Source organism: Pseudoalteromonas sp. Bsw20308 (assembly GCF_000310105.2).
Classification (GTDB): Bacteria; Pseudomonadota; Gammaproteobacteria; order Enterobacterales; family Alteromonadaceae; genus Pseudoalteromonas; species Pseudoalteromonas fuliginea.
Window position 1 is genome coordinate 434663 of record NZ_CP013138.1, and the last position, 26285, is coordinate 460947.

25 protein-coding genes are annotated in these 26285 nt (G+C 38.9%); 13 read left to right on the forward strand and 12 right to left on the reverse strand.

Going from position 1 to position 26285, the window contains the following annotated elements; all coding sequences use genetic code 11:
* The first annotated feature begins 13 nt into the window (after nt 1-13).
* From D172_RS01810 to D172_RS01825, 4 genes are all read left to right on the forward strand, one after another.
* On the forward strand, nt 14-553 hold the full coding sequence (locus D172_RS01810) for a DUF2058 domain-containing protein (RefSeq protein WP_002957867.1): 540 nt from the start codon (nt 14-16) through the stop codon (nt 551-553).
* A gap of 177 nt (nt 554-730) precedes the next feature.
* Nucleotides 731-1054, forward strand: a complete 324-nt coding sequence (locus D172_RS01815; protein WP_033016362.1) for a c-type cytochrome — start codon at nt 731-733, stop codon at nt 1052-1054.
* Nucleotides 1055-1218: 164 nt separating this feature from the next.
* A complete protein-coding gene (locus D172_RS01820) occupies nt 1219-1986 on the forward strand; it encodes a class II aldolase/adducin family protein (RefSeq protein WP_007375955.1) in 768 nt (255 codons plus the stop codon).
* Between the two features lie 26 nt (nt 1987-2012).
* On the forward strand, nt 2013-3188 hold the full coding sequence (locus tag D172_RS01825; protein WP_007375956.1) for a mandelate racemase/muconate lactonizing enzyme family protein: 1176 nt from the start codon (nt 2013-2015) through the stop codon (nt 3186-3188).
* 131 nt (nt 3189-3319) lie between these two features.
* Here D172_RS01825 and D172_RS01830 read toward each other — a convergent pair whose 3' ends face one another.
* Entirely contained in the window at nt 3320-4291 is a 972-nt protein-coding gene (locus D172_RS01830; protein WP_007375957.1) for an FHA domain-containing protein, read from the reverse strand.
* A 121-nt stretch (nt 4292-4412) separates the two neighbouring features.
* Between D172_RS01830 and D172_RS01835 the strand changes: the two genes are divergently transcribed.
* Nucleotides 4413-6953: a serine/threonine-protein kinase gene (locus D172_RS01835; RefSeq protein WP_007375958.1), complete on the forward strand. Its 2541-nt coding sequence runs from the start codon at nt 4413-4415 to the stop codon at nt 6951-6953.
* A gap of 5 nt (nt 6954-6958) precedes the next feature.
* Here the strand turns inward: D172_RS01835 and D172_RS01840 are convergent, their stop codons facing one another.
* From D172_RS01840 to zapB, 10 genes are all read right to left on the reverse strand, one after another.
* A complete protein-coding gene (locus tag D172_RS01840; protein WP_007375959.1) occupies nt 6959-7438 on the reverse strand; it encodes a hypothetical protein in 480 nt (159 codons plus the stop codon).
* Nucleotides 7439-7567: 129 nt separating this feature from the next.
* On the reverse strand, nt 7568-7948 hold the full coding sequence (locus D172_RS01845) for a hypothetical protein (protein ID WP_007375960.1): 381 nt from the start codon (nt 7946-7948) through the stop codon (nt 7568-7570).
* 3 nt (nt 7949-7951) lie between these two features.
* The gene (locus D172_RS01850) at nt 7952-9529 is read right to left on the reverse strand and encodes a S41 family peptidase (RefSeq protein ID WP_007375961.1); all 1578 of its coding nucleotides are present in this window, start codon (nt 9527-9529) and stop codon (nt 7952-7954) included.
* 47 nt (nt 9530-9576) lie between these two features.
* Complete coding sequence (locus D172_RS01855; RefSeq protein WP_007375962.1) at nt 9577-10416, reverse strand: amidohydrolase family protein; 840 nt, start codon at nt 10414-10416, stop codon at nt 9577-9579.
* Nucleotides 10413-11141: an SDR family NAD(P)-dependent oxidoreductase gene (locus D172_RS01860; protein WP_007375963.1), complete on the reverse strand. Its 729-nt coding sequence runs from the start codon at nt 11139-11141 to the stop codon at nt 10413-10415. Before D172_RS01860 ends, D172_RS01855 begins: the two co-directional genes overlap by 4 nt.
* A 25-nt stretch (nt 11142-11166) precedes the next feature.
* Nucleotides 11167-11655: an FKBP-type peptidyl-prolyl cis-trans isomerase gene (locus D172_RS01865; RefSeq protein WP_007375964.1), complete on the reverse strand. Its 489-nt coding sequence runs from the start codon at nt 11653-11655 to the stop codon at nt 11167-11169.
* Nucleotides 11656-11719: 64 nt separating this feature from the next.
* Nucleotides 11720-13195 carry a LysM peptidoglycan-binding domain-containing protein gene (locus tag D172_RS01870; protein WP_033023267.1) on the reverse strand — a complete coding sequence of 492 codons (1476 nt, stop codon included), beginning with the start codon at nt 13193-13195 and terminating at the stop codon, nt 11720-11722.
* A 55-nt stretch (nt 13196-13250) separates the two neighbouring features.
* Nucleotides 13251-14273, reverse strand: a complete 1023-nt coding sequence (locus D172_RS01875) for an MBL fold metallo-hydrolase (protein ID WP_007375966.1) — start codon at nt 14271-14273, stop codon at nt 13251-13253.
* A 63-nt stretch (nt 14274-14336) separates the two neighbouring features.
* Nucleotides 14337-14642 (reverse strand): cell division protein ZapA, encoded by a 306-nt coding sequence (locus tag D172_RS01880; RefSeq protein WP_007375967.1) that lies wholly within the window; start codon nt 14640-14642, stop codon nt 14337-14339.
* Nucleotides 14642-14872, reverse strand: coding sequence for a cell division protein ZapB (gene zapB / locus D172_RS01885; protein ID WP_007375968.1), 231 nt, complete (start codon nt 14870-14872; stop codon nt 14642-14644). Before zapB ends, D172_RS01880 begins: the two co-directional genes overlap by 1 nt.
* Before the next feature lie 252 nt (nt 14873-15124).
* On the opposite strand from zapB, the gene D172_RS01890 reads away from it, so the two are divergent.
* Nucleotides 15125-15964 carry a 23S rRNA (adenine(2030)-N(6))-methyltransferase RlmJ gene (locus D172_RS01890; RefSeq protein WP_007375969.1) on the forward strand — a complete coding sequence of 280 codons (840 nt, stop codon included), beginning with the start codon at nt 15125-15127 and terminating at the stop codon, nt 15962-15964.
* A gap of 51 nt (nt 15965-16015) precedes the next feature.
* On the opposite strand, the gene D172_RS01895 is transcribed toward D172_RS01890, so the two are convergent.
* Nucleotides 16016-16582: a PhnA domain-containing protein gene (locus tag D172_RS01895; RefSeq protein WP_007375970.1), complete on the reverse strand. Its 567-nt coding sequence runs from the start codon at nt 16580-16582 to the stop codon at nt 16016-16018.
* A 505-nt stretch (nt 16583-17087) separates the two neighbouring features.
* Between D172_RS01895 and D172_RS01900 the strand changes: the two genes are divergently transcribed.
* From D172_RS01900 to D172_RS01930, 7 genes are all read left to right on the forward strand, one after another.
* Nucleotides 17088-18353: an EAL and HDOD domain-containing protein gene (locus tag D172_RS01900; protein ID WP_007375971.1), complete on the forward strand. Its 1266-nt coding sequence runs from the start codon at nt 17088-17090 to the stop codon at nt 18351-18353.
* A 2-nt stretch (nt 18354-18355) separates the two neighbouring features.
* Nucleotides 18356-18970 (forward strand): paraquat-inducible protein A, encoded by a 615-nt coding sequence (locus tag D172_RS01905; protein WP_033023237.1) that lies wholly within the window; start codon nt 18356-18358, stop codon nt 18968-18970.
* 94 nt (nt 18971-19064) lie between these two features.
* Nucleotides 19065-19427, forward strand: coding sequence for a hypothetical protein (locus D172_RS01910; RefSeq protein ID WP_324293016.1), 363 nt, complete (start codon nt 19065-19067; stop codon nt 19425-19427).
* 112 nt (nt 19428-19539) lie between these two features.
* Entirely contained in the window at nt 19540-20916 is a 1377-nt protein-coding gene (locus D172_RS01915) for a TolC family protein (protein ID WP_007375974.1), read from the forward strand.
* Nucleotides 20906-22456 (forward strand): efflux RND transporter periplasmic adaptor subunit, encoded by a 1551-nt coding sequence (locus tag D172_RS01920; protein ID WP_007375975.1) that lies wholly within the window; start codon nt 20906-20908, stop codon nt 22454-22456. Before D172_RS01915 ends, D172_RS01920 begins: the two co-directional genes overlap by 11 nt.
* Before the next feature lie 8 nt (nt 22457-22464).
* Nucleotides 22465-25584, forward strand: coding sequence for an efflux RND transporter permease subunit (locus D172_RS01925; RefSeq protein ID WP_007375976.1), 3120 nt, complete (start codon nt 22465-22467; stop codon nt 25582-25584).
* Between the two features lie 199 nt (nt 25585-25783).
* Nucleotides 25784-26239, forward strand: coding sequence for a hypothetical protein (locus D172_RS01930; RefSeq protein WP_007375977.1), 456 nt, complete (start codon nt 25784-25786; stop codon nt 26237-26239).
* Nucleotides 26240-26285 lie beyond the last annotated feature (46 nt).

Genomic DNA, 26285 nt, shown 5'->3' on the forward strand with positions numbered 1-26285 from the left:
GTGGAACAAAGCCATGGGTTCATTACAAGACCAATTGCTTCAAGCAGGATTAACAACATCGCATAATGCTAAAGTTGCTAAATCAGAAAAACGTAAGCAACAAAAAAAGCAAAAGAAAGGGGCTACTAGTAACCCAAGTGATCTGCAAAAGCACATCCAACAAACCAAGCTAGAGCAGCAAAAAAAAGCTGAAGAGCTTAACCAAACACGCCAAGTGAGCTTAAAGCAGCGCGAACAAGAAGCGCGTGTTAAACAAATTTTAGAGCACCACAACCAAGACGCTATTCGTGGTGAGCGCACATTTAATTTTACTTATCAAAACAAAGTAAAAAATATCGATGTGAACGAGAAAACGCAAAAAGCGTTATCGGGTGGTCGTTTAGCTATCTGTGTACTAGAAGGGCAATTTTACGTTTTAGACGATGAACCAGCGCGTAAAGTGGCTGAAGTTGACGAAAAGTATATTGTTTTTCATGTAGAGCCTGAAAACAAGCCAAAAGATGAAGACGACCCATATGCAGACTTTGAAGTACCAGATGATATAGTTTGGTAATAAGTTATTAAGGGGAAGCTCATTTTTGTTTGTTAAGATAAATGAGTAGAAACGGGTTAGCAGTTTTTGGTTAAGTTGATCGTCTAGCGTCGTTTCGTACGTATGCTTTTTATTTGATTGTTTACTACAATCAATAGAACAGTTTTTTCTAACCGTCAAAAAAGAAGAGTAAATACAATGAGCAAGATGAAAACACTACTATTAGGTGCGGGTATTACTTTAGCTGCAAGCTTTTCGTTTAATGCAGCTGCTGCTGATGGCGCTGCACTTTATACCGCTAAAAATTGTCAAACCTGTCATGGTGCTGAAGGTAAAGCACCAATTATGGGTATGTACCCTAAGCTAAATGGTCAAAATAAAGACTACTTAGTAGCGCAAATGAAAGACATTAAATCAGGTGCACGTAACAACGGTATGACCATGGCCATGAAAGCAATGGTTGCAACGGTAACAGATGAAGAGTTTGACGCAATTGCAGATTACCTCGCTAACGTAAAATAATTTACGCAGTTATACCATTTGAATGCAATTGGTATTTTAGCTTTATAAACAGCCACACAATAGTGTGGCTGTTTTGTTTGGTGTTTGCTATAAAATAGAGACTGCTTTAGACTTCTAAACATCTGTTCGTACAGATTGATAATGTACGTTTTAAAAGGCTTATTATGTTTGATTTACCCCAACTCGATTTAAAAAATAAAGTATCAGCACAAGAGTGGCAACTTCGTGTTGATTTAGCCGCATGTTATAGACTGGTAGAGCACTTTCGTTGGGGGGATTTAATCTATACGCATTTATCAGCACGTTTGCCTGGCACCGACCACTACTTAGTGAATGCCTTTGGTTTAACCTTTGATGAAGTAACTGCCTCTAATTTAGTGAAGGTCGACTTAGACGGCAACATTATTGACGATACGCCATTTAGTATTAATCCAGCTGGTTTTACTATTCACAGTGCGATTCACGAGGTACGCGAAGACGCTCATTGTGTTATTCACCTTCATACTAAAGAAACAATCGCAGTCGCTACACAAAAAAATGGTTTGTTACCGCTTAGCCAATATTCAATGTTTTCACTGCCATCGCTTTCTTATCATGGCTACGAAGGGCTTGCAGTAAACGACGATGAACGAAAAGTACTGCAAGATGATTTGGGCAGCACTAACCATATGTTATTGGTAAACCACGGTGGCTTAACGGTAGGCCCAACGGTAGGCGATGCGTTTATGCGCTTTTATGATTTACAGCGCGCATGCGAAATTCAATTAGCGCTACAATCAAGCTCGCAAGAGGTTATTGAAGTGCCGCAGCCTATAATCGACAATATTTATAATCAAGCAAACGTAGTACACAGCGGCAGCACTGGCGGGCAACTTGCGTGGCCTGCGATGTTACGTAAAGCGTATCGACTTGACTCTAGTTTTGCAAAATAACCCATAGCGGTTAATAAGGAATTTTAATGAAAGTAAATCGCGTTGAAGTATTTGATATTCACTGTCCTGATAGGCCTTCTTGGACACCTGTATTTGTACGTATTCATACTGACGAAGGTATTAGTGGTGTTGGCGAGGCAGGCCTTGCTTACGATTTAGGTCACAGTGCAGCCGCGGCTATGATTAAAGAAATGGCCGACGCCTTTTTAATCGGCCACGACCCATTTCAAACAGAAAAACTATGGTCACGTATGTTACGTGAAAGCTTTTGGGGTTTAGGCGGCGGACCTGTTGTATATGCCGCAATGAGCGCAATTGATACCGCGCTTTGGGATATTAAAGGTAAAGCGCTTGGTTTACCTGTATATCAATTATTAGGCGGTAAAGTTAACGACAAACTACGTACATACGCATCGCAATTACAGTTTGACTGGGATAGCGAATTTAAAGCGCTAGTACAGCCGCAAGAATATGCAGAAGCTGCTTTAAAAGCGATGGCCGAAGGCTATGATGCAGTTAAAGTAGATCCAATTCAGTACGATAAAGACGGCAATACTTATTACGATCGTACAAAAATAATCTCACGTACTGAAATGAAGTTATACCGTGCGCGCATGCAAGCTATTCGCGAAGCAGTAGGCGATGAAGTGGATATTATTTTTGAATGCCACAGTTTACCAGGCGTGACAACAGCCATTCAGTTGGGTGAAATTGCAGAAGAATTTGACTGTATGTACTTTGAAGAGCCAGTTAACTACCTAAACCACTCATTACACGCAAAAGTAGCAGATAAAGTTAATGTGCCTATTGCTGGTGGCGAACGTCTGTATAACCGCTGGGGAGTGCGCCCATATTTAGAAGATCAAAGTATTGATGTTCTACAGCCAGATATTGGTTTGTGCGGTGGTTTTACCGAAACTAAGAAAGTATGTGACTACGCTGATATTTTTGATGTGCGAATTCAAGCTCACGTATGTGGCGGCCCTGTTGCAACCGCAGCATCACTGCATTTAGAAACGGCTATCCCTAACTTTTTAATTCATGAGCACCATACTTATGCGATTAAAAAATGGAACCGCGAGTTATGTTTGCAAGATCCACAGCCTAAAAACGGCTTCTTTGAAGTATCAGAAGAGCCAGGGTTGGGTATTGAGCTAAATGACGAGATTGTTATGCGCTCTCAGCGAGTTGAAATTAAGTAGCCAATGCGTTGAGATTGATAATATTACACTTTAAAAAATAAACTATTAAAAATAAGTTAGACCGACTATTTCAGCCGGTCTAATTTATTACTAAAAATGTCACTAGTGCTTTTTATTGTATGATCTGCTGCTCACTCTACATTGTCTTCTAAATTTGAAGACTCTATTTTTTTTCCTTTATAAATAGTAAACGTTTTTCCGCCAAAGCGGACTTTTCCGCGTTTACGTTCTATCAATGCACTGGGTATTATTTCATTATTAAGTATTTCAACAAATTGCTTTCGTGCGCGATGGATTTGAATATTAACGTGACTTTCACTAATACCTAAATCTTTTGCTAGTTTTTTTACTTGCACCCAACCCTGTACATCAGCCTCAAAATTATTTTGCATGTCATTTAATTTATATCGTGCTAATAGCAAGGTTAAATAATGATGAGAACGCACATCAAAGTCTAATGTAACTTTATTTTTTTTGATTTTTAGTTCGGCTAACTCTTCATCGAGGCTTAGGCTAAAAATGAACTCTAAATTATTATTAGGCTGTCTTTTGAGTTCAACTGTTTTTTCTTGCATGGTGGATTCAGCCTGAAATAAGCACCAACTTTGTCCGCCGATATATAAATTTTGACCATCACTCATTAGGGTCAGAAGGTGATCTTGCATAGTTTCATAATACCAACAGTGCTGCTGTGAGTCGAAAAAGACAATCACTTCAGGTTGCTTATTGTCAGGTAAAAAATGGTATTGCTCTAGAAAAATGACGTCTTCATGCGAGGCATTTTCTGGTAACAATAAGTCTCTTGGTGGGTCGACGCAAATAACTTGATACACAGCATTATTTACTTCAGAAAAACGGATATTATCGCCTTTTTTTAAAGGTATATTTTGATTTTTACTGATTTTTTTATCGTTTAACCAAACGCCATTTTTGCTTAAATCATTTATACACCATTGCTCATTTAGCCATTCAATTACGGCATGAATACGTGTAATTTCAGGAAAATCAAGCAAAGTATCTACAGAGTGTACTAATCTACCAAAGCGGTGGAAAGCACGTAAATAGAATTTACTCTGGGATTCTATATGTTTTAAAACAGCCATGGTTCATCCGTTTTTTCTTATTGATATAATTTATTATACTTAAATAATATCAATAGATTGTAATTATTTAATCTTTGAAGTTACACTAACCATTAAAATGTAAATATTATTGAGTTGCAGTGTGTTTAAATTAGAAGAGCATTACCATAAGCTAAACGTTTTAGCACAAGGAGGTATGAGCAAAGTCTACCTTGCTACTGATTTAAAGTTAGATCGCCAAGTTGCGCTCAAAGTAATCGATTTATCATCTTCAGTTACAGATCAAATACTATTAGAGGCTAAATTATTAGCTTGTTTTAATCATCCAAACATAGTCCAGATTTATAAGACCATCCAGTATGGTGAGCAATTGGTTCTTGAAATGGAATATGTTAAAGGTACAACACTTGAACGTTTGTTAAAAAAACAAGTATTAACTGCACAAGAAAAGCTAGCATTATTAATTGATATAAGTGAAGGGTTGTTAACCATTCACCAGCAAAATATTTTGCACCTTGATTTGAAGCCAAGCAACGTTTTGGTCAATGAAAGTGGTTCAGCTAAAATCGCTGATTTTGGTATTTCACAGATAAAAGATACTTTGCAATCGGAAGAAAACATGAGCTTTGGCAGTTTAACAGCAATGTCTCCAGAGCAGCTAAATGATCAACCGTTAGACTTTAGAAGTGATTTGTTTTCATTTGGATTAATTGCTTATCAATTATTCGCTAATCAACATCCATATAGTGCACAGTCTTCTGACCTTACTAATAAGTCTATAGCAGAGCAAATAAAAAATAATAAATGCAGTGCTAATGCATGCGCTATTACGGGTATCCCAGAACCATTGGGGCTACTTATAAACCGTCTTCTTTCTTATAATGTAAAACACCGACCGTCATCTTGCGTAGAAGTTACTGATGAATTAAAACGTATTTTATTGTCGCTAAATGGTAATAGTGAAACTATTTCTATGGCAGACATTCATTTAGCTAGCAAACACAAACAAAGGAATAAGTGGGGCATTTTTGCATTATTGTCATGTATTACCATCAGTTTACTCAGTGTGAGCATTTGGTATTGGCAAGCAAATAAACCCAAAACTTACGTTGCAGTGTTACCTGTCGAATTTAGTAAAACAACCAAACTCTTAGATGCTCAAAAGCAAGTGCTTAACTTGGCAATTAATGATGCTATAGCGCATTACTTATTAAATCACTCTGATTATGCATTAATCTCAAAAACTGAAATACGACAAACTCAAAAATTATTAGGCAAAGACACAAATTTAGCCACTTTAGGCCAAGCACTTAATTCGGATCAATTACTTGTTACGCACTTAGATTGCACTCCACTTTCTTGTGATATCAACTTAAGCCTACTGAATGGGGGAAATGCGACGCTAATTCGTGAAGAAAGAAGTGCAAGTGATACTGAAAATTACATGGGAATTTATAATTTAGCGAGTAGTTTTGTTGAAAAATTATACACAGGTAATGTTGCGAGTAGGCAAACACTAAAAAAAGAGAGTGAGTTTTTAGATCAATATGTGAATTTAGTACGCGTAGTGTCAAATAATTCGCGTGATGCGGAATCTTTAATGGCAGATGCTGAGAATTTGATTTTACACAGCCCCGAGTTTACACCTTTATATCCACTGTATCGTAAAATCGTACTTCGTCAGTATGATAAAACACATGATCCCGAAATTATAAAAAAATTAAAACAAACCTTAAATACTTTACCTCGTACTTATCGTAATAGTGCTGCTTACTTAATTGATATGTTAGAAGTTCATCAGCATGTTAAAGATAAGTATAATGCGGAAATTGTGATACAAAAAATTCAGGAGTCAGATCTTGAAGAGTTTCAAAAACAAACATTACTAGCAATTTACTATAAAAGAAATGGTGATTTAGCGCGTTCCTTAACGCATGCAAAGCTCGCTTATAAAATAAGGCCAACACTTGTTGCAACACGGAATCTAGCTATTGCCCACCTTATGCAAGGCAATAATCAAAAAGCAGCAGAGTATTTATCAAAAATACTTACCTACACACCTAATGATTTTATTACGCTACAGACGCTCGCAGATATTTCATTGTTATCAGGTGACCTAGCGGAAGCTGAAATTAACTACCAGCGATTAATTTCAGCAGGGACTGCTATTTCATCAACATATTCAAATTACTCTATTGTGTTGTCTTTAAAAGGGGAGTTAAAAGATGCATTACACCATGCCCAAAAGGCAGCAGAACTCTCCTCTATAAATAGTACGCAACAGCTCAATCTAGCTGATATTTTATATATGTTAGATAAAAAGGAACTGGCTTTTGATATTTATAAAAAGATAGATCGACAGATAGCAGACGATACACAAGTTGTTGAGTTATTATTAGAAAAAGCGCAAGCCCAGGTTCATTTGAATAAAGGGCAAGAAGCGATGATCAGTATCGATCGTGCTTTAGCTCAAAGTTCTGAATTAAGCGAAGTATACTTTGTGAAAGCTATGATTCAGGCCATTTTAGGAGAGAAGTACTCAGCGGTTGCATCTGTAGAGCAAAGTATTAAAAAGGGATGGAGCCCCACTTTTTATCGACTTGGTTGGTTTAAACCGTTATGTACAGAGAGTAAGTTTCAAAAACTCTTAGGCAAAGAGAATTATGATTCTCTCTGTACATAAAATTCCTAGTGTGGTTCCATGTCTTGAAGAATCACTCGCGGATCTTGAGAAAAATAACGCATTGTTGGTTCTTGATTAGCTGTGTTTTTAGCGACAAGACGGAAGTTTACTTCATAGTCTGCGCTCTCACTTAGCATACCTGAAACAGCTTCGTCTGGATTGTTAGCAAGTTCTGTTGCTAGCTGAGCAGGTAATGCGTGGGCAGGAATGATACTTGAGATAGACACTATAAGTGATTGACCGCTATTGGCCACTATACTTGTTAATTGATAATTAAAATTATCTTTAGCATCAGAGAAATAGGTGCCATTTTCAGCGAATTCCCATCCTAGACAATCAACCAATTCATAATATAAATTGACGGCTTGGCCTGCCTTTAATGCTTTATAATCAATACAAATATTTTCACTCTCTCCGCCCGTAGGGCTAAAAATGTTCCATTGTCCATTTTCTGTAGGAATAACTCGAAAGCTAAGATTATTCATTTTAATATCCTGTTTTAGGGTTAATAAATGTCATTATAGTTGTTTTACAGGTTAAATAACCTGCGCTTAGGTAAAACATATACTCCAGTGAGCATAGCGTTTTTTATACATAAATTGCCATTGAGCAAACTAGTTATTTACTCGGCAATTAACATCATTTATGACTTTGGTTGCCTTACTATCAAGGTGACGTACAAAACATTGCTCGTTTTTAATCATTAACTCAAATTGATCGGGCATGTTGAGTTGCTTGCCTATAATCGGGTTACCCAAAGTGTCTTTTTGATTAAGTCTATCGAGCGTTACCGTACTACTTGTTAAAAATACGTCATCAGCTAATTGTATCTGCTGACTATGAAGTAGTAGAGCTATAACCTCGGCTACAGCCTCACTATTTGGCTCTACCAATAATGCATGTTGCAGCTTAGGTGTCGACTCAGAGCTTTGTGCTGAGCACCCAGTAAGCGTACACATTATGATAGCTGTGATTATTAGTAAACGCATTTGCATAGCCTACCTTATGTTATCGCTGAGAATAATATTTTGATTAAGCATGGTTTGCACTCGGGTATCTTCTACCTTTGGTGAATCATCTACAATTGATGGAGCAAAACCCTGCTTGCTACTGGTAGAGCTTGGCGCAGGACAGCTTTCTGTTGTGCGATAGCTAAGTGCCGTTTTGAGTAGTGCTTCATTAGCATCACCTAAGGAAGTAGTAAAATCATCTGCAACGGCACAGCCTGCTATTAATACAGGCTGGAGTGCGTTATCTAATGTATTTTGTGGTGCAAAACCATCTGAAAATTCACCAAAGCCTTTATTGTTCTCGCCGGTAAATTGAATGGTGAAATAAGTTGTATCGCAATTATCTGTTGGGTAAAAGCCATATGGTTTTCCACAAGTACCTGAACCCACTTGAATCACCTCTACATCTGCGCCGCGTAGACCATTAATAATGGCTTCACTGGCAGAGCAAGTGCTGCTGGTTGTAAGCACAAATACACGATTTAAGTTAAGTGTTGGCAAAGGTGTACCCGGTGTAATACTTGGGTTGCTCTCAAATCCCACAAATTGATTGGTAAAAGACATTGGGGTAAGTGCTTGCCCTGTTATTGGGTTGGTATTTGGGTTTTTATCGTTAAAAATAGTACGTTCAAAAACCTTACCTTGTGTATTACTATTACCTGCAATCATATAAGCAATTTGGCTTGCCATTTGTAAAAGCCCACCACCGTTATAGCGTATATCGATGACTAAGTCTTTAATGTCGCTTGCAGCAAGTTGGTTAAATGCGTTGTATAGTTGCTCTTCAGCAATTGCATTATGGCTATTAAATTGAAAATATCCAACCTCTCCATTTGCTAAGTCAGTCCGTACATTACTTACCGGTTGCGAGGTTATATTTTGCGACGTGAGGGTAACAGTACGGTTTTCGTTGGTGTTGATATCTTTAAATACAAACTCAGTTACTTTACCTGTTTGCGTAGGGAATAAACCTGCATTAATAACACTAACATCATTTGATGAGTTGGTATTTACAAAATCAATACCATCTACTTCAACTAACTCAAATCCACGTGTTAGGTTTTGGTTACTTGCCGGAGTATTGGGCTGCGTATAACTTATTATGGCTTGGCGAGGTGCGCTAGACGCTAGAATTTTTATATTGAAACCGTAGCCATAACTTACGCCTGCTTGATTTTGGCGTTCCCACTCATCGGTAGGTAAATTAAAATGAAAGTTATCCTTTTTTGCACCCGATTCGGTGAGTTCATTGGTTTTTAGTTGTTCAAAGTAATCAAGGACTCCACTCGTAAGAGCTGGGTCAGTGTCGATAATTTCATCATACCAAAGGTATGTTTCGTTACTCCATGAACGTAGCCAGTTCTTCTCATCACTTGCTTGGCACTGGCCTTTAAATTGACTAGCGCGAGCAAATTCATTGGCGGTCCAAGTTGTTGTATTTGAGCCAATAGGAGTGACACTATTACTGTCATTTAAACTTCCGCCACCGCCACATGCGCTTAAGATGCTAATAAGTGTTAAAGGCAGAATGGTTTTTGCAATATTTAACTTCGTAGGAATGAACATGTGAAGGCTCGCTTTTTATACTATTACGTAAATATAGCGGTTTTTATTTATACTAGATAGAGATGTTTGGCATTTTTGTAGCTTAAATGGTGCCAGATGTGATCGCTGTTACACAACCCCAAATGAGCATGCCATAAATTGTTATAGCTGGAGTTAATTTGGCAAACGGGGAAATTACTGGCAAACATAATCCGTTGCTCACCAAAATGCTGAAAAATAATATCAAAACACGTAATTTGCTGTTGGTTATTTAGCGACAGAAGCTCAAACCCTGAAAACTTAATTGCAACGTTACAATTTTTGGCTAATAGTTCAATACCTTGTTGCCAAAGTATTATATTGCTTGGTAATCCAGCATGATTAATTACAATCTGTAGATGTGGGAGTTGCTTCGCGTAATACGCTAATTTTTTTACTATTGGTATATTTTCAAGCTCAAGCTGCGCTTCAAAATGCAGATTCAAGTGGCTTAATATTTTAAGATTATCTAAGCAAAAACTGTTTAATAAGCGTGCTGCATCATTGCCTTCGGTAATATCTCGGATCCCGGCTAACGTTGGGTGTATAAGGTTTTTTAGCGTACGTTCAAATGACTCACTGTCTTGATCAATTTGTATAAAGCTAATCGCTTTATAGGCAATATTACTTAAGTGTTTATCAAGCCATTTTAACTCATTAATAGGTGCGCTGTTATCAAATCCAGCTTCTATATGCACTAAGCCAGAAAGTTCGAAATCAGTGCTTTCAATAAGTTGTTCTGCGCTAATTTGCTGTTTTATTTTATCTAAATTTGTCCATGTTGGCGGATTGGCGCCCTGCAACCATAAATACTGACCCTCAATTAAATTAAAGAAATGGACATGCGGGTCAATTATTTTTTTACTCATTGGGCAGTATAGCCACCGTCAATACTTTGTAGGCTGCCAGTAATAAAGCTGGCATCGTCGCTTGCTAAAAAGCTCACAAGAGCGGCAACTTCGTCGGCTTGCCCCAATCGGTTAAGCGGTTGAAGGCTTGCTTCTTCGGCAACTATCTCGGCCTTGTTTGCACCACTTTTTTTACAGTACGCATCTATTGCGTTATGAAATAGCGGGGTCTCTATCGTGCCAGGGCATACGGCATTTGCTCTAATATTGAAACTCGCGTAATCAAGCGCTGTTGTTTTTGCCATAGAGGCAAGGGCGTGTTTGGTCAGGTTATACGCAAAAGAGTTTTGCTTACCTATAAGCGCCTGATCGGAAGCGACTAATATAATAACGCCGTTATTTTGCGCTTTCATGCTAGGCAATACACTTTGTACTGCCGCATAAGCGCCTTTAACATTAAGCGCAAACAGTGCATCGAGAGTTTGCTCGTCGGTGCTTTGTATATTTGCGCTTAAATGCTTTCCTGCATTAGAAACAAGTACGTCTATTCGTTGCGATTGCTCGTATATAATATTAATACAGCTACGTACGGCTGTTACATCACTGACATCGCACTGATGGAATATACCGTATTCACTAGGCTCTATATCGAGGTTATGAACTTGGTAACCACTGTTTAGCAAGCGTTTAATTACTGCTAAACCAATGCCTTTTGTTCCGCCAGTAACAATAGCAACTTTAGCCATATTTGATCCTAATTAGTAAAGGTGATTAGTGAGAGTGGCCACAGCCGCCTTCAGCGTGCACATGTCCGTGAGAAACTTCTTCACTTGTTGCTTCACGTACAGAGATGATTTCCACATCAAATGTTAGCGTTTTACCCGCAAATGGGTGGTTTAAATCACAATCTGCGTTAAAGCGACCTACTTTAACAATAGTCACTTGATGACGACCTTGGTTAGAACTTACCATTGCTGTCATACCTGGTTTCCATACTTTAACGTCGCCTTGTAAGTGCTTAAGCGGGATGCGTTGAATTAAGTCATCAACACGCTCGCCGTACGATTCACTTGGCTCTAGCGTTACACTAAACTTCTCACCAGCTTGTTTGCCTTCAAGTGCTTTTTCTAAACCAGGAAGCATGCCTTCGCTACCATGAATGTAAGTGAGTGGTGCTTCGTTTGTGCTGCTTTCTACTTGTTCAGTGCCTTCACTGAGTGTGTAGTGAAATTCAACAGCTGAATTTTTACTGATTTGCATGCTTATCTCTTTAAATTTGACTATGTTGAGGCTGATTTTACGCGAAATATACTTGTTTATAAACTTAACGTGGCTGATTTAGTGTTTTTTGTAAATCTAGCAGTAAATCTTTTTTTATTGGTGCTGCTTTTTGCTTTTCAGCCTGGGGTATAAACAGCACTAATTGAGTGCCTGGCTTTAAAATGCTTGATGCAGAGAGCTTATTCCATTTTGCCAAGTCGCTATGAGGGACATCATAAAGCTGACTTATACTCCAAAGGCTATCGCCTGACTTAACTTCGTAATCTATTTCAATGGTGGGAATCGCAATCTCTTGGTGCTCTAAATAAGGGCTAATTTTGTAATCAACAGTTAATGTGCTTGGCAGAGTTTTAGGTTGTCCAACTAATAACTTTTCTCCAACGCCGATTAAATTATTATTTTTATTATTAAGTTGTTTTAGAGCTTTTACCGACATACTAAAACGCTTAGCGATACCATAAAGCGTGTCGTTTTGTTTAACGATGTACTCTCCAGCAAAGTTTGATTTAAAAAACTGACTTTTTAATAATGCCTCTTGCCCTATAGGAAGCAGTAAAGTGTGCGGCCCGTTAGGTGAGCTTTGATTTTTTAAGTACCCCTGATTGATTGCATGTAACTGCTTGGAGCCTATACCAGAGAGCTTAGCAATAACTGAAAAGTCAAACTGCTGGCCTATATTCATCTGTGTTGTAAATGGCTTATATGCAAGCTTTGGGCGCTTAATGCCTTTTTGTGGGTGTTTAACTAAATAGCTTAAAGCGAGTAACTTGGGGACGTAGTCAGCGGTTTCTTTTGGTAGGCTTAGCGACCAGTAATCGGTGCTTTTACCGCGCTTTTTGTTTTTTTCGATTGCGCGTTTAACACGGCCCTCACCACTGTTATAAGCGGCCAAAGCGTGTAGCCAATTACCATCAAAGCGTTTATGTAAGTAACTTAAGTAATCAAGTGCAGCATCGGTTGAAGCAAGTACGTCTTGGCGGCCGTCGTACCATTGGTCTGACTTAACACCAAAGTGATGCGCCGTTGCGCCAACTAACTGCCAAACACCAACAGCTTGCTGTGATGAGGCTATCGTTGGTCTAAAATCGCTTTCTACAAATGGTAGTAAAGCGAGCTCCATAGGTAGTTGCTTTTGCTCAATTTTTTTTACGATGTGATACAGGTACGGCGCTGCGCGTTTGTTTACAGCACGTAAGTAATTGGGTTGCTTTAAATACCAATTTATACGTTGCTTTAAAGCTCGGTTTTGATCAATTTTAAAATGCAGGTTCTCGGCAATGTGAACCCATAAGTCAGTTGCTTTGGGAGATGGCTTTTTAATGTTTACTTTTTTATGTAGTAATACTGTGTTCTGAGGCTTTACTTGAGCATCTTCAATTATGCGTTGATCCGATTTGTCTAAAAAAGTGTGTTTTGGCTCAAAGTGAGTAAATATTTTTGGCGTTTCTTGAATTTCTGATTCAGTTGTTTCACAACCGAATAGAAATAAAACTAAAAAACAGAGAGACAAGCTGCGCATAATATTCACTTTTGTAAATTCCTTTTACTATTTTAACACAGTCCATTGTGTTGGGTTATTTTGCGTTTTTCGCGCGAGCTAATCCTGATTGCAAAAACAAATTGCTCGATTTTGCATTTAAAGATTCTTCTGTGTAAGGTTTCATTACTTTTTCAGGAAACGATAACACAAGTTGTTCTATCGTTTGATCGTTGTTTTTGTTCACATGCTCAGTAATAGCGGTTAGAAATGCTAACGGCTGTTTGAGTTGAGCTCTATCAAGTATACCACCATGCCCTGGTATAATCAGCGCAAGATTTTCATCGTCAATGTATTGTTTAAGCAGCGTTTGCCAGCTTTTAAATTCGCCGTGCCCAGGATAAGGGAGCCAGTCAACAATGTCGCCACCAATTAAAACACGACCGCTATTAGTTGTGAGTGTTAAGTCACCACTTGTGTGGGCTTTATGGGCGTTTAAGGTTACTTTAAAACCCCCTAAATCAAGTGTTTTATTTTCATCAATAATAATTTCTGGCGACTTTAGTTGATATTCTTGCCAGCGAAAAAGGCGTTTTTTTGCAAGCTCCAACTTTTCACGCCATTGTGCTTGTTCTGCTTTTGAAATACCGGCTAAGCGTTGGTAACTCAGCTCTATACTTTTTTCGTAACTATCGAGTTGGTCATTAAATGCTTTTTGATAGCGATTAAAATCGCTATTTACTTGCTGATGCACAATTAGTTTTGCATCAGGGTAGAAGTGTTGCATAGCCGCCATACCGAGTAAATGATCATCGTGGTAATGCGAAGCAACTAAGTAGCATAATGGTGTTTTTAGGTGTTTTTTTAGGTCATTAGCTAGCTGTTCCACAGCAGCAAAATTACCGCTTGCATCAACAAGTAGTGCACACTTGTCACCTTCGATAAGTACTTGGTTAGAGTCGTAAAAACGCAGCTTTTTTTCTTGTTCTAAAAATTGGATATTAGCATTAATAGTTACCCAATTGACTGCGCCATAAGTTGTTGGCGCTACGAGTAATAAAGAACATGCTAGTAGTAAGTATTTACATGAAGCGATTATATAAGATAGGTTTAACTTCATCCTGTGTCTCTACGCTATTATTTAATTATGCTAATAATAAACAAAAAGCGCAGTTTGCGCTTTTTATTTTTGATGTGTGGGGTCACTTGCCAAATGCTGACTTAGTTTGTCAACGAGTTGGTCTTGTTGCTGCTGCTCAACTGTAGCCTGTGTTTTTGCTTCTAGCAATTCGTGGCTTAAGTTTAACGCTGCCATAAGTAAGGCTTTTTGATCATTTCGAACTGAAGAGCGTTGTTTCATTTGCTCCACCAAATCATTAAGGTTTTTAGCTGCTGCTATTAGTGCCTCTTCTTGTCCTTCAGGACAAGCAAATTGCTGCTCTTGACCTAGCAATTCAACAGTGACCCGCTGGTTTTGCAGCTCAGACATTAGCTAGCCTGTTGTGCACTTTGTAATTTATCAAGAAGACCAGATAAAGTTGTGCTGGCATCTTTTTGTTTTTCTTCGTTTTCAATAGCTTCTAGCTGTAATAGTTCGTTTTCATCTGCTAGTTTGCTATTTTGTTCTTTTAAGTTTGAAACATCAGTTAGCAATTGATTATTACGATCAATTAGTGAATCGATCAGTTGTTCGAGTTGTTGAAGAGTATTGTTATTCATAAAGGCGCTCATATAACTGTAATTAATGTCATGCAAATGTAAAGCAAAGTGTATTGATTTGCCAGCATTTACGGTGGTTTTAGCTGATTTTTCTTCTGCGTTAAGGGATAATTCAGCGTGAAGGCTTTTTCATTCATAAATGGTTCACTCTCAGTTGCCAAAGTATAGTGCTTATGGTTCACTCTCAGTTGCCAAAGTATAGTGCTTATGGTTCACTGTTTTTTATTAAATAGCGTATGGCGAAAATAAATAATGCTTAGTTATAGACACTCATTTCATGCTGGTAACCCTGCCGATGTACTCAAACATTTAGTGTTAGCGCAAGTACTAGGTTATCAAACAATTAAAGATAAACCACTTGATTACATAGACACACACTCAGGCGCAGGTTTTTTTGAATTAGCCGCAGCTGATTCGCAAAAAACACAAGAATATCAAGATGGTATAGAAAAGTTGTGGCAGCATAAAAGTGAACACGCTGCACTTAATGAATATATAGCGTTAATTAAATCGTTTAATGAAACAGATGAACTTGCATTTTATCCTGGCTCTCCAAAGATTGCTGAGCACTTTTTACGTCGTCACGATAAGGGCTGGTTTTTTGAGCTGCATCCGCGCGATTTGTTATTACTTGAAGAGAATATGCAAGGTAAACGATCTATTCGTGTACGTGGTGAGAATGGATTTACTGGATTGGTAGGCCTTTTGCCACCTGCTTCACGCAGAGCATGTGTATTGATCGACCCACCATATGAAATTAAGGATGATTATGAAACGGTTGTTACTACTTTAATCAAAGCGTACCAGCGTTTTTCGACAGGTACTTATATGATTTGGTATCCTGTAGTGGATAGGGAACGTATTGATAATATGGAGCAAGGTTTAATAGATTCAGGTATGCGTAATATTCAATTATTTGAATTGGGCACTGAAGATGACACCGATGTACACGGCATGACCGCATCTGGCATGATAGTCATTAATCCGCCATGGAAACTAAAGCAAACTATGGATGCAGTGCTACCAGAGCTCATGACTTTATTAAGCAAGCCGAGTGGCTTTTATCGTAGCGAACAATTAGTAAATGAATAGCTGAAATGTTAAATAAAAAGCGCTGTGCAATACAGCGCTTATTTTTATGCCTTATTTTTTAACGTATTTAGTTAAAATAACAATACGTTGACCATCAACTCGCCCTTCAATATGTTCAGGATTACTCGTTAAGCCAATATTGCGTACTGCGGTACCGCGTTTAGCGGTAAGGCTACTGCCTTTAACGTCTAAATCTTTAATAAGTGTAACGGTATCGCCAGCTTGAAGTACCACACCGTTGCTATCAACATGTTTAACATCGTCATCTTCCGCAAGTGCTTTTTTAGCCCAAGCAAGTGTATCTTCTTCAAGGTAAATCATGTCGAGTGCGTCTTGTGCCCAGCCATTATCAGGCGCTAAGCGCGAAAGCATTCTGTAAGCTACAACTTGTACTGCGGGTGTTTGGCTCCACATGCTGTCATTTAAACAGTGCCAATGTGTTGGTGTTAATTCGCTACTGTTTTCGATTTGATCTTTACAGGTTTGACATGTGTAAATACATTTATCTGAATGAGTTTCTGTCACAGGAGGTACTTCGTATACAGAAAGGTTTTCGGTTGCTGCACATAATTCACATTGATTACTACTGCGTTCAATTAAGGCTTTTTCAATACTCATGAAGGTTCTTATTTAAGTGAAGTTTACATTTGGCGTTATTATACCCTAGCAGGGCTGCTGAACGCTATAAGCCCCTTGGTTTTGTAAGGGTATATTATTCATGCGGGGGTTTTTAATTTCTTAACCCTAGGCCTGCTTATCTTTCGAGGTTAAATTTGCAGCAGTCAGTTTGGTATTTAGGCGAGGCAGAGCCTATGGTGTGTGGTTATTCCCATAAATAGCCCCTCGATTGAACAAATTTTAATCCACAAAAGTCAACAAGCCCAGTTGTTTATTCTTTTTGTAAGGCGTTTATGCAATATGTGTAATGTGTCTGCGGGAGGTTTGATAATAAAAACGATGGCAATAGATCGCTATTTTATATTTAGTAGAGCATCCTTTTATATGATTTACTTTTAGTTGTTTGCAATGATTAAGATATTTTTACTATACTTTTAATTTGTCACATGTATTAAAGTAACTATATAAGTGCTAATTGCACACATGAACTTACAGGCTAAACCTATTGAAAGTGTCTAATACACCAACTTTAACTCCTACTCTTACGCAGTATGTAGCAAGACAACCCATATTTAATGCTGAAAAAGAGGTTTTTGCGTATGAGTTGCTGTATAGGAATTCATCAAATAACGCCTTTCCAGTAGGTACAAGTGATGAACATGCAACGAGCCGTTTATTTTTTAATACGCTTATGTTGGTAGGTGCTGAAAAGCTTACTGCGCATCAACTGGCATTTATTAATTTATCAACGGATGCATTACTCGATGACTTCCCTAAATTATTAAATCCTGAAATGACGGTTATTGAAATTGTAGAACGCACAGTGAATATAGATGAAGTAGCTAAACGTGTTACGTCATTAAAAAAAGAGGGGTACACTTTTGCACTTGATGATTATGATGGCGATGCAAAGTGGGAGCCATTATTAGCACTTGTTAGTTATATAAAAATAGAGGCCGATGAGCCCATAATAAAAACTAATATGCACGTAAAAAAGCTTAAGCGTAAATACCCTCACTGTAAAATTATTGTTGAGCGTATAGAGACACACGAGCAGTTTAAAGTACTAAAAACTGCTGGATGTGACTTATTTCAGGGATTCTTTTTTGCTCGTCCAGAAATGCTAACTTACAGTGGTATCGATCCTTCAAAAGTTACTGTGTTTGATTTACTTAAATCAACGTCAAAAGAGTCTTTATGTTTTGAGGAGATACATCAGCGTGTAGCGAGAGATGTTGGTATTACCACGCGTATTTTGAAATTAGCTAATGCACGCTCAGGAAATAGTAATTTAGTAATTACGTCTATTTCGCAAGCTGTAGTGTATCTAGGCGAAGACGTTATTCGCCAGTTTGTCCGCGTACTAGCTCTCAGTGACTTAGGTATAGATAAACCGACGGAGCTCACTAAATTTGCACTTGTGCGAGCAAGGTTAATAGAGTTAATTTTAACTGAAGAAAGTCGTGATTTGGCTCAGCAAGGCTATTTAGTTGGGTTGTTCTCAATGCTTGATGCCATTTTGGATATTGAATTAAATAGTATTGTTAAAGAGTTTACACTAAACAAAGATATCACTGATGCCTTATTACATGGCTCTGGGGTGCTAGGCGATTGCTTAATCCTTGCCAAAGCTATCGAAAATAAAAACTGGTCATTAGTTGATACAACCTTAAAAGAAATCAATCCACAGCTCCCAATTGAGAAACTTTATAACTTTGTTTTAGAGTCGATGCTTTATAGTGATGATGTAATAGAGGTTGTGGTTGATTGAATATGCGTAATTGGTTGTCGGTTATAAGTGTAGTGGTTGCTCTTTGTTTATTGTTTCCTGGTATTACAAAACCAGTATTAACAATAGAGGGCAACATAGATAAATCAAAGTTAGCGCAAGCGGGTATTGAAATGCTGGCTGAAGAGGGCGATGGCCGGACTCGCAGCATGCTAATGATGTTCTCGAATATGCTAGGGCTTGATAAGTTAGAGGGCGAGATTAGCGCCTATAACAAAACACAAAGTATTTTAGGTACAGTTAAAGAACTTGCTAATAATAACAATTTACTTGTAGCCGCCTTAGTGGGGTTGTTTTCTATTGTTATTCCAAGCCTGAAGCTGCTATTACAATTGTTTTATTGTTGCCTACCTTTGAATGGGTTTAAGCAAAAGCTCGGTCTGGTTATTTGTGCATTAAGTAAGTGGAGCATGGTTGATGTATTTGTTATTGCATTAATAGTGACTTACCTAGCAGGTAACGCTCATGGTAAGAGTGGTGAGCTACTTGTTATGAATGCCCAATTTGGTGAGGGCTTTTGGTATTTTAGCGCATATTGTATATTTGCAATTATAGCGAGTAACTTAATTAAAACACCTGATAAACCGCAGTCTACATAATTAAAGTATTTGTGGTTGCCGTTAGGTTATCTTACAATCATTTTAAAATTTATTAAAAGGTATAATGTTGCAACGTTTTTACTCTAGTTTACTCATGATAACTTTACTGCTCACTTTTGTGGGTCAGGCAGTTGCGTCTGTAGCTATGGTATGCGAAATGCCACATATGCCAACAAAAACAGCAATGCATGCCCAAATGCCAATGACACACAGTAGTGATACAACAGCTGTCGCTAGCATGTCTGAAAATATGATGCAGATGGATTGTTGCGACGACGAAAGTACGCCACAAAATGATTGCAAATGCCCTATTAGTGGCTGCGCTGCTAATTCAATGCTTAATGTTGATACTTTATTTCGCGTTATTTTACTTGAATCTGAAAAAGTAAATATAAGTGTATTTACTACACAAATTAATATACCTCGTTCACTCTACCGCCCTCCTATGTCTGCTTAATAGCAGGATAGGTGTATGTAAAAATTGCGGTAACCCCGTTTATTGGTAACTCCTAAACACCTTTTTTGCTTCCTAATTTAAGAATTTCTTTTATTTTTAGATGGAGCAGGTGATGAACCACGCTGTAAGTATTAAAGCCGTATTATGTAGTGTTGTGTTATTTAGCACAGCTGTTAATGCGCAAAAAAATTCAAATAACCTAAATATCGATACGCTAAAGCAAGCCCGCAATGAGCAAACGCTTAGCTTAACGCAAGCGCTTAATTATGCACTAACGCATGAGCCATGGCTAAAAGCGAGTGGCTACCAAGAAGATGCCGCAATAGCGCAAAGTATTGCCGCAGGCACCTTACCCGATCCTGTTTTAACGGTTGGCTTACTTAACTTACCTACTAACGGTTATGCGTTTGATCAAGAAGGGATGACGCAGCTTAAAGTCGATTTGAGCCAAAAGTTTAGCCGAGGGAATAGTTTAGCACTTAAACAAAAGGCATTAGCTCAGTCTGCTCAACAATATCCTTGGCAGCGCGCCGATCGCTTAGCACAAGTAAAAGCAATTGTGATTGAGTCGTGGTTAAACGCGTATCGTGCTCAGCGAAGTATTGCTTTAATTGAGCAAGATAAAGGGCTATTTACTCAGCTTATTGAAATTACCGAAGCAAGCTACGCAAGTACCTTAGGTAAAACACGCCAGCAAGATATTATTCGTGCGCAATTAGAGCTCACTCGCCTTGAAGATAAGCTGGTTATGCTTGAGCAGCAATTTGAAAGTGCTAAAAACCGTTTAGCGCAGTGGCTGCCTATCAACATGCTTATGCAGCCTTTAAATACCGAATTTACTAAAACCACAGGGCTTGTTGATTTTGAAAACCTTGAATTTAATAAACTAATACAATTGCTTATGGCGCATCCCGCAATTATTGCGATAGATAAAACCGTAACGGCAAAGCAAACCGAAGTTGCGCTCGCTAAGCAAAGCTACAAACCTCAGATGGGCGTTAATGTGGGTTATGGTTACCGAGATGATACCCCGATGGGTGAGTCGCGAGCTGATTTACTCTCTGTAGGGTTTAGTATTGATTTGCCATTGTTTACTGATAACAGACAAGATCAACAGGTTAAATCGGCTATTGCTAGTGCAGAAGCTACTAAAACACAAAAGCTGGTAGCGCTTCAAAAACTCAAAGGCATGTACTTTAAGGAGTTTAGCCAACTCGCTCGTTTGCAAAAACGCGATGCGCTTTATCAAAATACGTTATTACCGCAAATGTCAGAGCAATCTCAGGCAACACTAAATGCTTATACACGCGACGACGGGGATTTTTCTGACGTGATGCGCGCGCGTATTAGTGAGCTTAACGCCAAAATTGACGCACTTAATATTCAAGTTGATCAACACATTATTACCGCTCGCCTTAATTACTATGCAAGTAGCTTAGACCCCCAAGTAATGGCAGGACAAACTGGAGAATTATACAATGAATACTAATTTAAAGTTACTTGTTGCTGCCTTAGTTGGTGCGGGCGCATTTGCGTTAATTGGCGCCTTAGTAATGCAGTTTTTACCTAGTAACTCGGCAATGCATGAACAGCAAAGTGCTGAAAAACAGCCCTTATATTGGGTAGCCCCTATGGATCGTAATTACAGGCGTGACGCGCCAGGGCTGTCGCCAATGGGAATGGATTTAGTACCTGTGTATGAAAACGATAGCAACGCTCAGGATGGACCAGGTGCTGTAACTATTTCGCCTGCAGTCATTAATAACTTGGGTGTAAGAACCGTCAAAGTAGAGCTTAAAACACTTCACAGCGATATAAATACTGTGGGGTATGTGCAATATAACCAAGACCAACTTATTCACATTCATCCGCGTGTAGAGGGCTGGATTGAAAGCTTATACGTTAAAGCGCAAGGTGCACAAGTTAAAGCAGGTGAGCCATTATATACTTTGTACTCACCACAATTGGTGAATGCACAGGAAGAGTTTTTACTGGCGGTTAATCGTAATAATACCGTGTTAATTCGCGCTGCAAAGGCGCGTTTAGAGTCGTTAAATGTGTCTGATGGATTTATCGAGCGCTTACAAAAAAATAAAAAGATAATGCAAAATATTACTTTTTACGCAAAGCAAAGTGGTGTGGTAGATGAGCTAACAGTACGAGAAGGCTTTTACGTTAAACCAGGCACATCAATGATGAGTATTGCTCAGCTTGATGAAATTTGGGTAGAGGCGGAAGTGTTCGAGCGCCAATCAGAACAAGTGAGCGTTGGTTTACCTGTAACAATGACGCTTGATTACTTAAAAGGTCAAAAGTGGGAAGGTAAGGTTGATTATATTTACCCCGCGCTTGATGCTAAAAACCGGACTCTGCGTGTAAGGCTCAGGTTTGAAAATGCAGATCATCGGTTAAAACCAAATATGTTTGCACAAGTGAGCATTCACGCTGAAGCGAGTAAGGCGCAATTTACAGTCCCTAAAGAAGCGGTAATTCGCACGCAGCATCAAAATCGTGTGGTTATTGCATTAGGTGAGGGTCGTTTTAAATCGGTAGAAGTCGAAGTTGGGCAAATTAATAGTAATGAAGCGGTCATTTTGTCAGGCGTGACGACAGGTGACACGGTAGTGACCTCAGCGCAATTTTTAATAGATTCTGAGTCAAGTAAGAGCTCCGACTTTAAACGAATGGAAATACCTAGTTCTGGTATCAGCTCGGATTCTAGTTCAGACTCTAATATGAACATGGATATGCAGCCACAAAGCGCCACTGTTAGCGGCACTATTAATGCCATAGATACACAAAATCGCATTATAAATATTAGCCGAGAAGCCATTGAAAAATGGAATCGAGAACCCGCCACAATGGACTTTGTATTAGCGCCAGATATTGATATTACCAAGTTTGAAAATGCCCAGTATATTAATTTTACTTTTAGCATTATTAATGATGAATTTGTAATTACTAACGCGCAAAACGCAGAGGCGATTGATCATTCTACTATGCAACCTATGCAACAAAGTTCTCACTAGGAGCCATTATGATAACTGCCATTATTCGCTGGTCTGTTGGCAATCGCTTTTTTGTGTTGTTGCTTACATTAATTTTACTGGGTGGAGGATTGTTTGCACTAAAAAATACGCCCGTGGATGCCTTGCCTGACTTATCTGATGTTCAGGTCATTATAAAAACTACTTACCCGGGGCAAGCGCCGCAAGTAGTGCAAGACCAAGTCACATTTCCTCTCACCACAGCAATGCTTTCTGTGCCGGGTGCGCAAACCGTAAGAGGTTTTTCGTTTTTTGGTGACTCGTACGTTTACGTTATTTTTGATGAAAAAACTGATTTGTATTGGGCGCGTAGCCGAGTACAAGAATACCTAAGCCAAGTAGCAAACCGATTGCCCGATAGCGCTACGCCAGAGCTTGGTCCTGATGCAACAGGCGTAGGTTGGATTTACTTATACGCACTGGTTGATAAAACAAATAAACACGATATTAGTCAGCTACGAAGCTTACAAGATTGGTTTTTAAAGTTTGAGCTACAAACCGTACCAGGAGTCTCTGAAGTGGCTGCTGTTGGTGGCATGGTTAAGCAATACCAAGTCAATGTAGAGCCTGATAAATTACGCGCATATGGTATCCCGCTTAGCCTTATTCAAACGGCTATTCAACAAGGCAACCAAGAGATGGGTGCCTCGGTAGTTGAAATGGCTGAAGCAGAATACATGGTAACAAGCACCGGCTACATTAAAAGTGTTGCCGACCTAGAAGCTATTCCGCTTGGCGTAAACGCTAATGGTACTGCGCTGCAATTGCGTGATGTAGCTGATATTAGAGTCGGGCCGCAAATGCGCCGTGGTATTGCAGAGCTTAATGGCGAAGGCGAAGTGACCGGCGGCATCGTTATTATGCGCTATGGCGAAAATGCACAAAAAACTATTGAGCTGGTAAAAGCAAAATTAGAATCGCTTAAAAAGGGATTACCAGAGGGCGTTGAAATAGTCCCTGTGTACGATCGCTCCAACTTAATTAATAACGCGGTAGATAATCTAACAAGTAAGCTAATTGAAGAGCTGATTGTAGTTGCTTTAGTGTGTGTGGTGTTTTTGTTTCATGTGCGCTCATCATTGGTGGCAATTATTACATTACCGCTTGGGATTTTAACGGCATTTATAATTATGTATTGGCAGGGGATTAACGCCAATATTATGTCTTTAGGGGGAATTGCAATAGCGATAGGCGCAATGACTGATGGCGCTATCGTCATGATTGAAAATATGCACAAACATATGGAAAAAACGCCACTTACCAACGAAAACCGCTGGGAAGTTGTGGCTAAATCGGCGAGTGAAGTGGGTCCTGCATTATTTTTTAGTTTATTAATTATTACCGTCAGCTTTATGCCGGTATTTATTTTAGAAGCGCAAGAAGGACGTATGTTTGCGCCACTGGCTTACACTAAAACCTATGCTATGGCAGCGTCTGCTGGGCTTGCGATTACCTTAGTGCCGGTATTAATGGGTTACTTTATTAGAGGTAAAGTTATTTCGGAGCAAAAAAATCCAGTTAACCGATTACTCGTCGCAGCGTATCGCCCACTACTTAACTGGGTGCTTAAATTTCCAAAAATGACATTGGTACTCGCGGTGGTTGTTTCTGTTATTGGCTTTTACCCGGTAAACAAAATAGGCAGTGAATTTATTCCGCCACTTGATGAGGGCGATTTAATGTATATGCCCACAACGTATCCTGGTTTATCGGTAGGTAAAGCGCGCGAAATACTACAGCAAACCGACAAGCTAATAGCCACAGTACCTGAGGTTAAAACAGTATTTGGTAAAGTTGGGCGAGCAGAAACAGCAACAGATCCTGCGCCGCTTACAATGATAGAGACGTTTATTCAGTTAAAACCAAAAAACGAATGGCGCGAGGGGATGACTCTTGAAAAACTTAAAAAAGAACTCGACGGTTTGGTTAAGTTTCCGGGGTTGACGAATGCGTGGGTAATGCCAATTAAAACACGTATTGATATGCTCGCAACCGGTATTAAAACTCCCGTGGGCATTAAAGTTGCGGGACCAAAGTTGAGTGAAATTCAAAAAATTGGTCAACAAATAGAAGTGCTTTTAAAAGATGTGCAAGGCACCGCATCGGTTTACTCAGAGCGAGTAGCAGGTGGGCGTTATATAAAAGTAGATATAAACCGAGAAAAAGCGGCGCGTTATAGCTTAAATATTAGCGACATACAGCAAGTTGTATCTACTGCAATAGGTGGTACAAACGTAACTCAAACCGTAGAAGGGCAAGAGCGCTACCCAGTTAATTTACGTTACCCGCAAGCATACAGAGACTCGCCAGAAGAGCTAATGTTGTTACCCATTGTAACGCCTACAGGGCAGCGTATAGCACTTGGTGATGTAGCCGATGTATTTATTGAAGATGGACCGCCTGGTATAAAAAGCGAAAATGCACGTTTAAACGGTTGGAGTTTTATTGATATAGATGGCGTTGATATTGGTACTTACGTTGAGCACGCTCAGCAAGTGCTCGATAAAGACCTAATACTACCAGCTGGCTACTCAATTACGTGGGCTGGGCAATATGAATACATGCAGCGTGCTAAAGACAAACTGACTTATGTATTACCACTTACATTAGCAATAATTATTGTGTTGCTTTATCTTAATTTTAGAAGCTTTGCTGAGGTCACTATTATTATGGCTACGTTGCCACTGGCAATGATTGGTGGCGTATGGCTAATGTATTTAGAGGGCTTTAACTTTTCAGTTGCAGTGGGTGTAGGTTTTATTGCCTTAGCTGGGGTAGCGGTAGAAATTGGGGTCATTATGTTGGTGTATTTAAACCAAGCCTATCAAGGAAAATGCCTTGAAGCAGAGCAGACTGGTAAGCCACTTAGTTTAGTGCAATTACAGCAAGCTATTATTGAAGGTGCAGGGCTTCGAGTACGCCCGGTTATGATGACTGTCGCGACAATTATTATCGGTTTATTACCTGTACTTTATGGCACGGGCACCGGAAGTGAAGTAATGAGTCGAATAGCTGCGCCTATGGTTGGCGGTATGGGCAGTGCAATTGTACTCACCTTACTTGTTATTCCTGCGGTTTACCTACTGTGGCGCAAACAAGGACTTAAATAATATAAAGCAACAAGACGATAGAGCAGTGCGGTTACTACCCACGCATTGCTCTATAAAAATTACCTATAATTTGTAAGTTATTCTATTAAATTGCTAATTAATATTCGTTTTAAACTTAACCTTCTGTTTTTAAATGGCTTTTTAATTGGCACGCTTTACGCAATGTAGTACCTATACGTCAACTAAGTAAGGAATGCACATGCAAGTTAAAACAATTAAAGAGGTATACGATTGGACCGTTTTGTTTCATACGCAAATGGCGGCTAATTTTCATAGCGTAAAGGATTTACTCGATGAACATAATGCAATGCTGGTGGACTACTACCTAAATTACGAAAAAAAACTCGCTGAAGATTTAGTCGGGTTTAAAGCGATAACCGAAATAAATACGCTCGATACGTACTGTTATGAATACTTTGCTAAAAACCCTGAGCTAATTACTTTTGAAGATATTAGTAAAGATCAGCAATTTGATGAAGAAGTTATTCAAGGCTATTTAGCACAGCAACATCAAAAAGTAATTGAGTTATACGAATACTTACTTGAACGCGCCGAAACCCAAAGCGGACAAGAAAAGCTGCAACAAATACTAGAGCTGGAAAAGCAAGGTATAAAGCAAATGATGCAAAGTACGAATCGTCATATGGATATGTAGCTAAAAAAGCGGGGTATTACTGATCCTACTTTTGATATATGTTAGT

Coding starts and splice junctions, on each gene's coding strand:
- D172_RS01910 (WP_324293016.1), top strand. CDS start 19,065: ATGATAACTTTACTGCTCACTTTTGTGGGTCAGGCAGTTGCGTCTGTA.
- D172_RS01850 (WP_007375961.1), bottom strand. CDS start 9,529: ATGTTCATTCCTACGAAGTTAAATATTGCAAAAACCATTCTGCCTTTA.
- zapB (WP_007375968.1), bottom strand. CDS start 14,872: ATGAATAACAATACTCTTCAACAACTCGAACAACTGATCGATTCACTA.
- D172_RS01915 (WP_007375974.1), top strand. CDS start 19,540: ATGAACCACGCTGTAAGTATTAAAGCCGTATTATGTAGTGTTGTGTTA.
- D172_RS01840 (WP_007375959.1), bottom strand. CDS start 7,438: ATGAATAATCTTAGCTTTCGAGTTATTCCTACAGAAAATGGACAATGG.
- D172_RS01870 (WP_033023267.1), bottom strand. CDS start 13,195: ATGCGCAGCTTGTCTCTCTGTTTTTTAGTTTTATTTCTATTCGGTTGT.
- D172_RS01855 (WP_007375962.1), bottom strand. CDS start 10,416: ATGAGTAAAAAAATAATTGACCCGCATGTCCATTTCTTTAATTTAATT.
- D172_RS01860 (WP_007375963.1), bottom strand. CDS start 11,141: ATGGCTAAAGTTGCTATTGTTACTGGCGGAACAAAAGGCATTGGTTTA.
- D172_RS01825 (WP_007375956.1), top strand. CDS start 2,013: ATGAAAGTAAATCGCGTTGAAGTATTTGATATTCACTGTCCTGATAGG.
- D172_RS01830 (WP_007375957.1), bottom strand. CDS start 4,291: ATGGCTGTTTTAAAACATATAGAATCCCAGAGTAAATTCTATTTACGT.
- D172_RS01810 (WP_002957867.1), top strand. CDS start 14: ATGGGTTCATTACAAGACCAATTGCTTCAAGCAGGATTAACAACATCG.
- D172_RS01820 (WP_007375955.1), top strand. CDS start 1,219: ATGTTTGATTTACCCCAACTCGATTTAAAAAATAAAGTATCAGCACAA.
- D172_RS01925 (WP_007375976.1), top strand. CDS start 22,465: ATGATAACTGCCATTATTCGCTGGTCTGTTGGCAATCGCTTTTTTGTG.
- D172_RS01815 (WP_033016362.1), top strand. CDS start 731: ATGAGCAAGATGAAAACACTACTATTAGGTGCGGGTATTACTTTAGCT.
- D172_RS01930 (WP_007375977.1), top strand. CDS start 25,784: ATGCAAGTTAAAACAATTAAAGAGGTATACGATTGGACCGTTTTGTTT.
- D172_RS01865 (WP_007375964.1), bottom strand. CDS start 11,655: ATGCAAATCAGTAAAAATTCAGCTGTTGAATTTCACTACACACTCAGT.
- D172_RS01905 (WP_033023237.1), top strand. CDS start 18,356: ATGCGTAATTGGTTGTCGGTTATAAGTGTAGTGGTTGCTCTTTGTTTA.
- D172_RS01845 (WP_007375960.1), bottom strand. CDS start 7,948: ATGCAAATGCGTTTACTAATAATCACAGCTATCATAATGTGTACGCTT.
- D172_RS01895 (WP_007375970.1), bottom strand. CDS start 16,582: ATGAGTATTGAAAAAGCCTTAATTGAACGCAGTAGTAATCAATGTGAA.
- D172_RS01890 (WP_007375969.1), top strand. CDS start 15,125: ATGCTTAGTTATAGACACTCATTTCATGCTGGTAACCCTGCCGATGTA.
- D172_RS01920 (WP_007375975.1), top strand. CDS start 20,906: ATGAATACTAATTTAAAGTTACTTGTTGCTGCCTTAGTTGGTGCGGGC.
- D172_RS01880 (WP_007375967.1), bottom strand. CDS start 14,642: ATGTCTGAGCTGCAAAACCAGCGGGTCACTGTTGAATTGCTAGGTCAA.
- D172_RS01875 (WP_007375966.1), bottom strand. CDS start 14,273: ATGAAGTTAAACCTATCTTATATAATCGCTTCATGTAAATACTTACTA.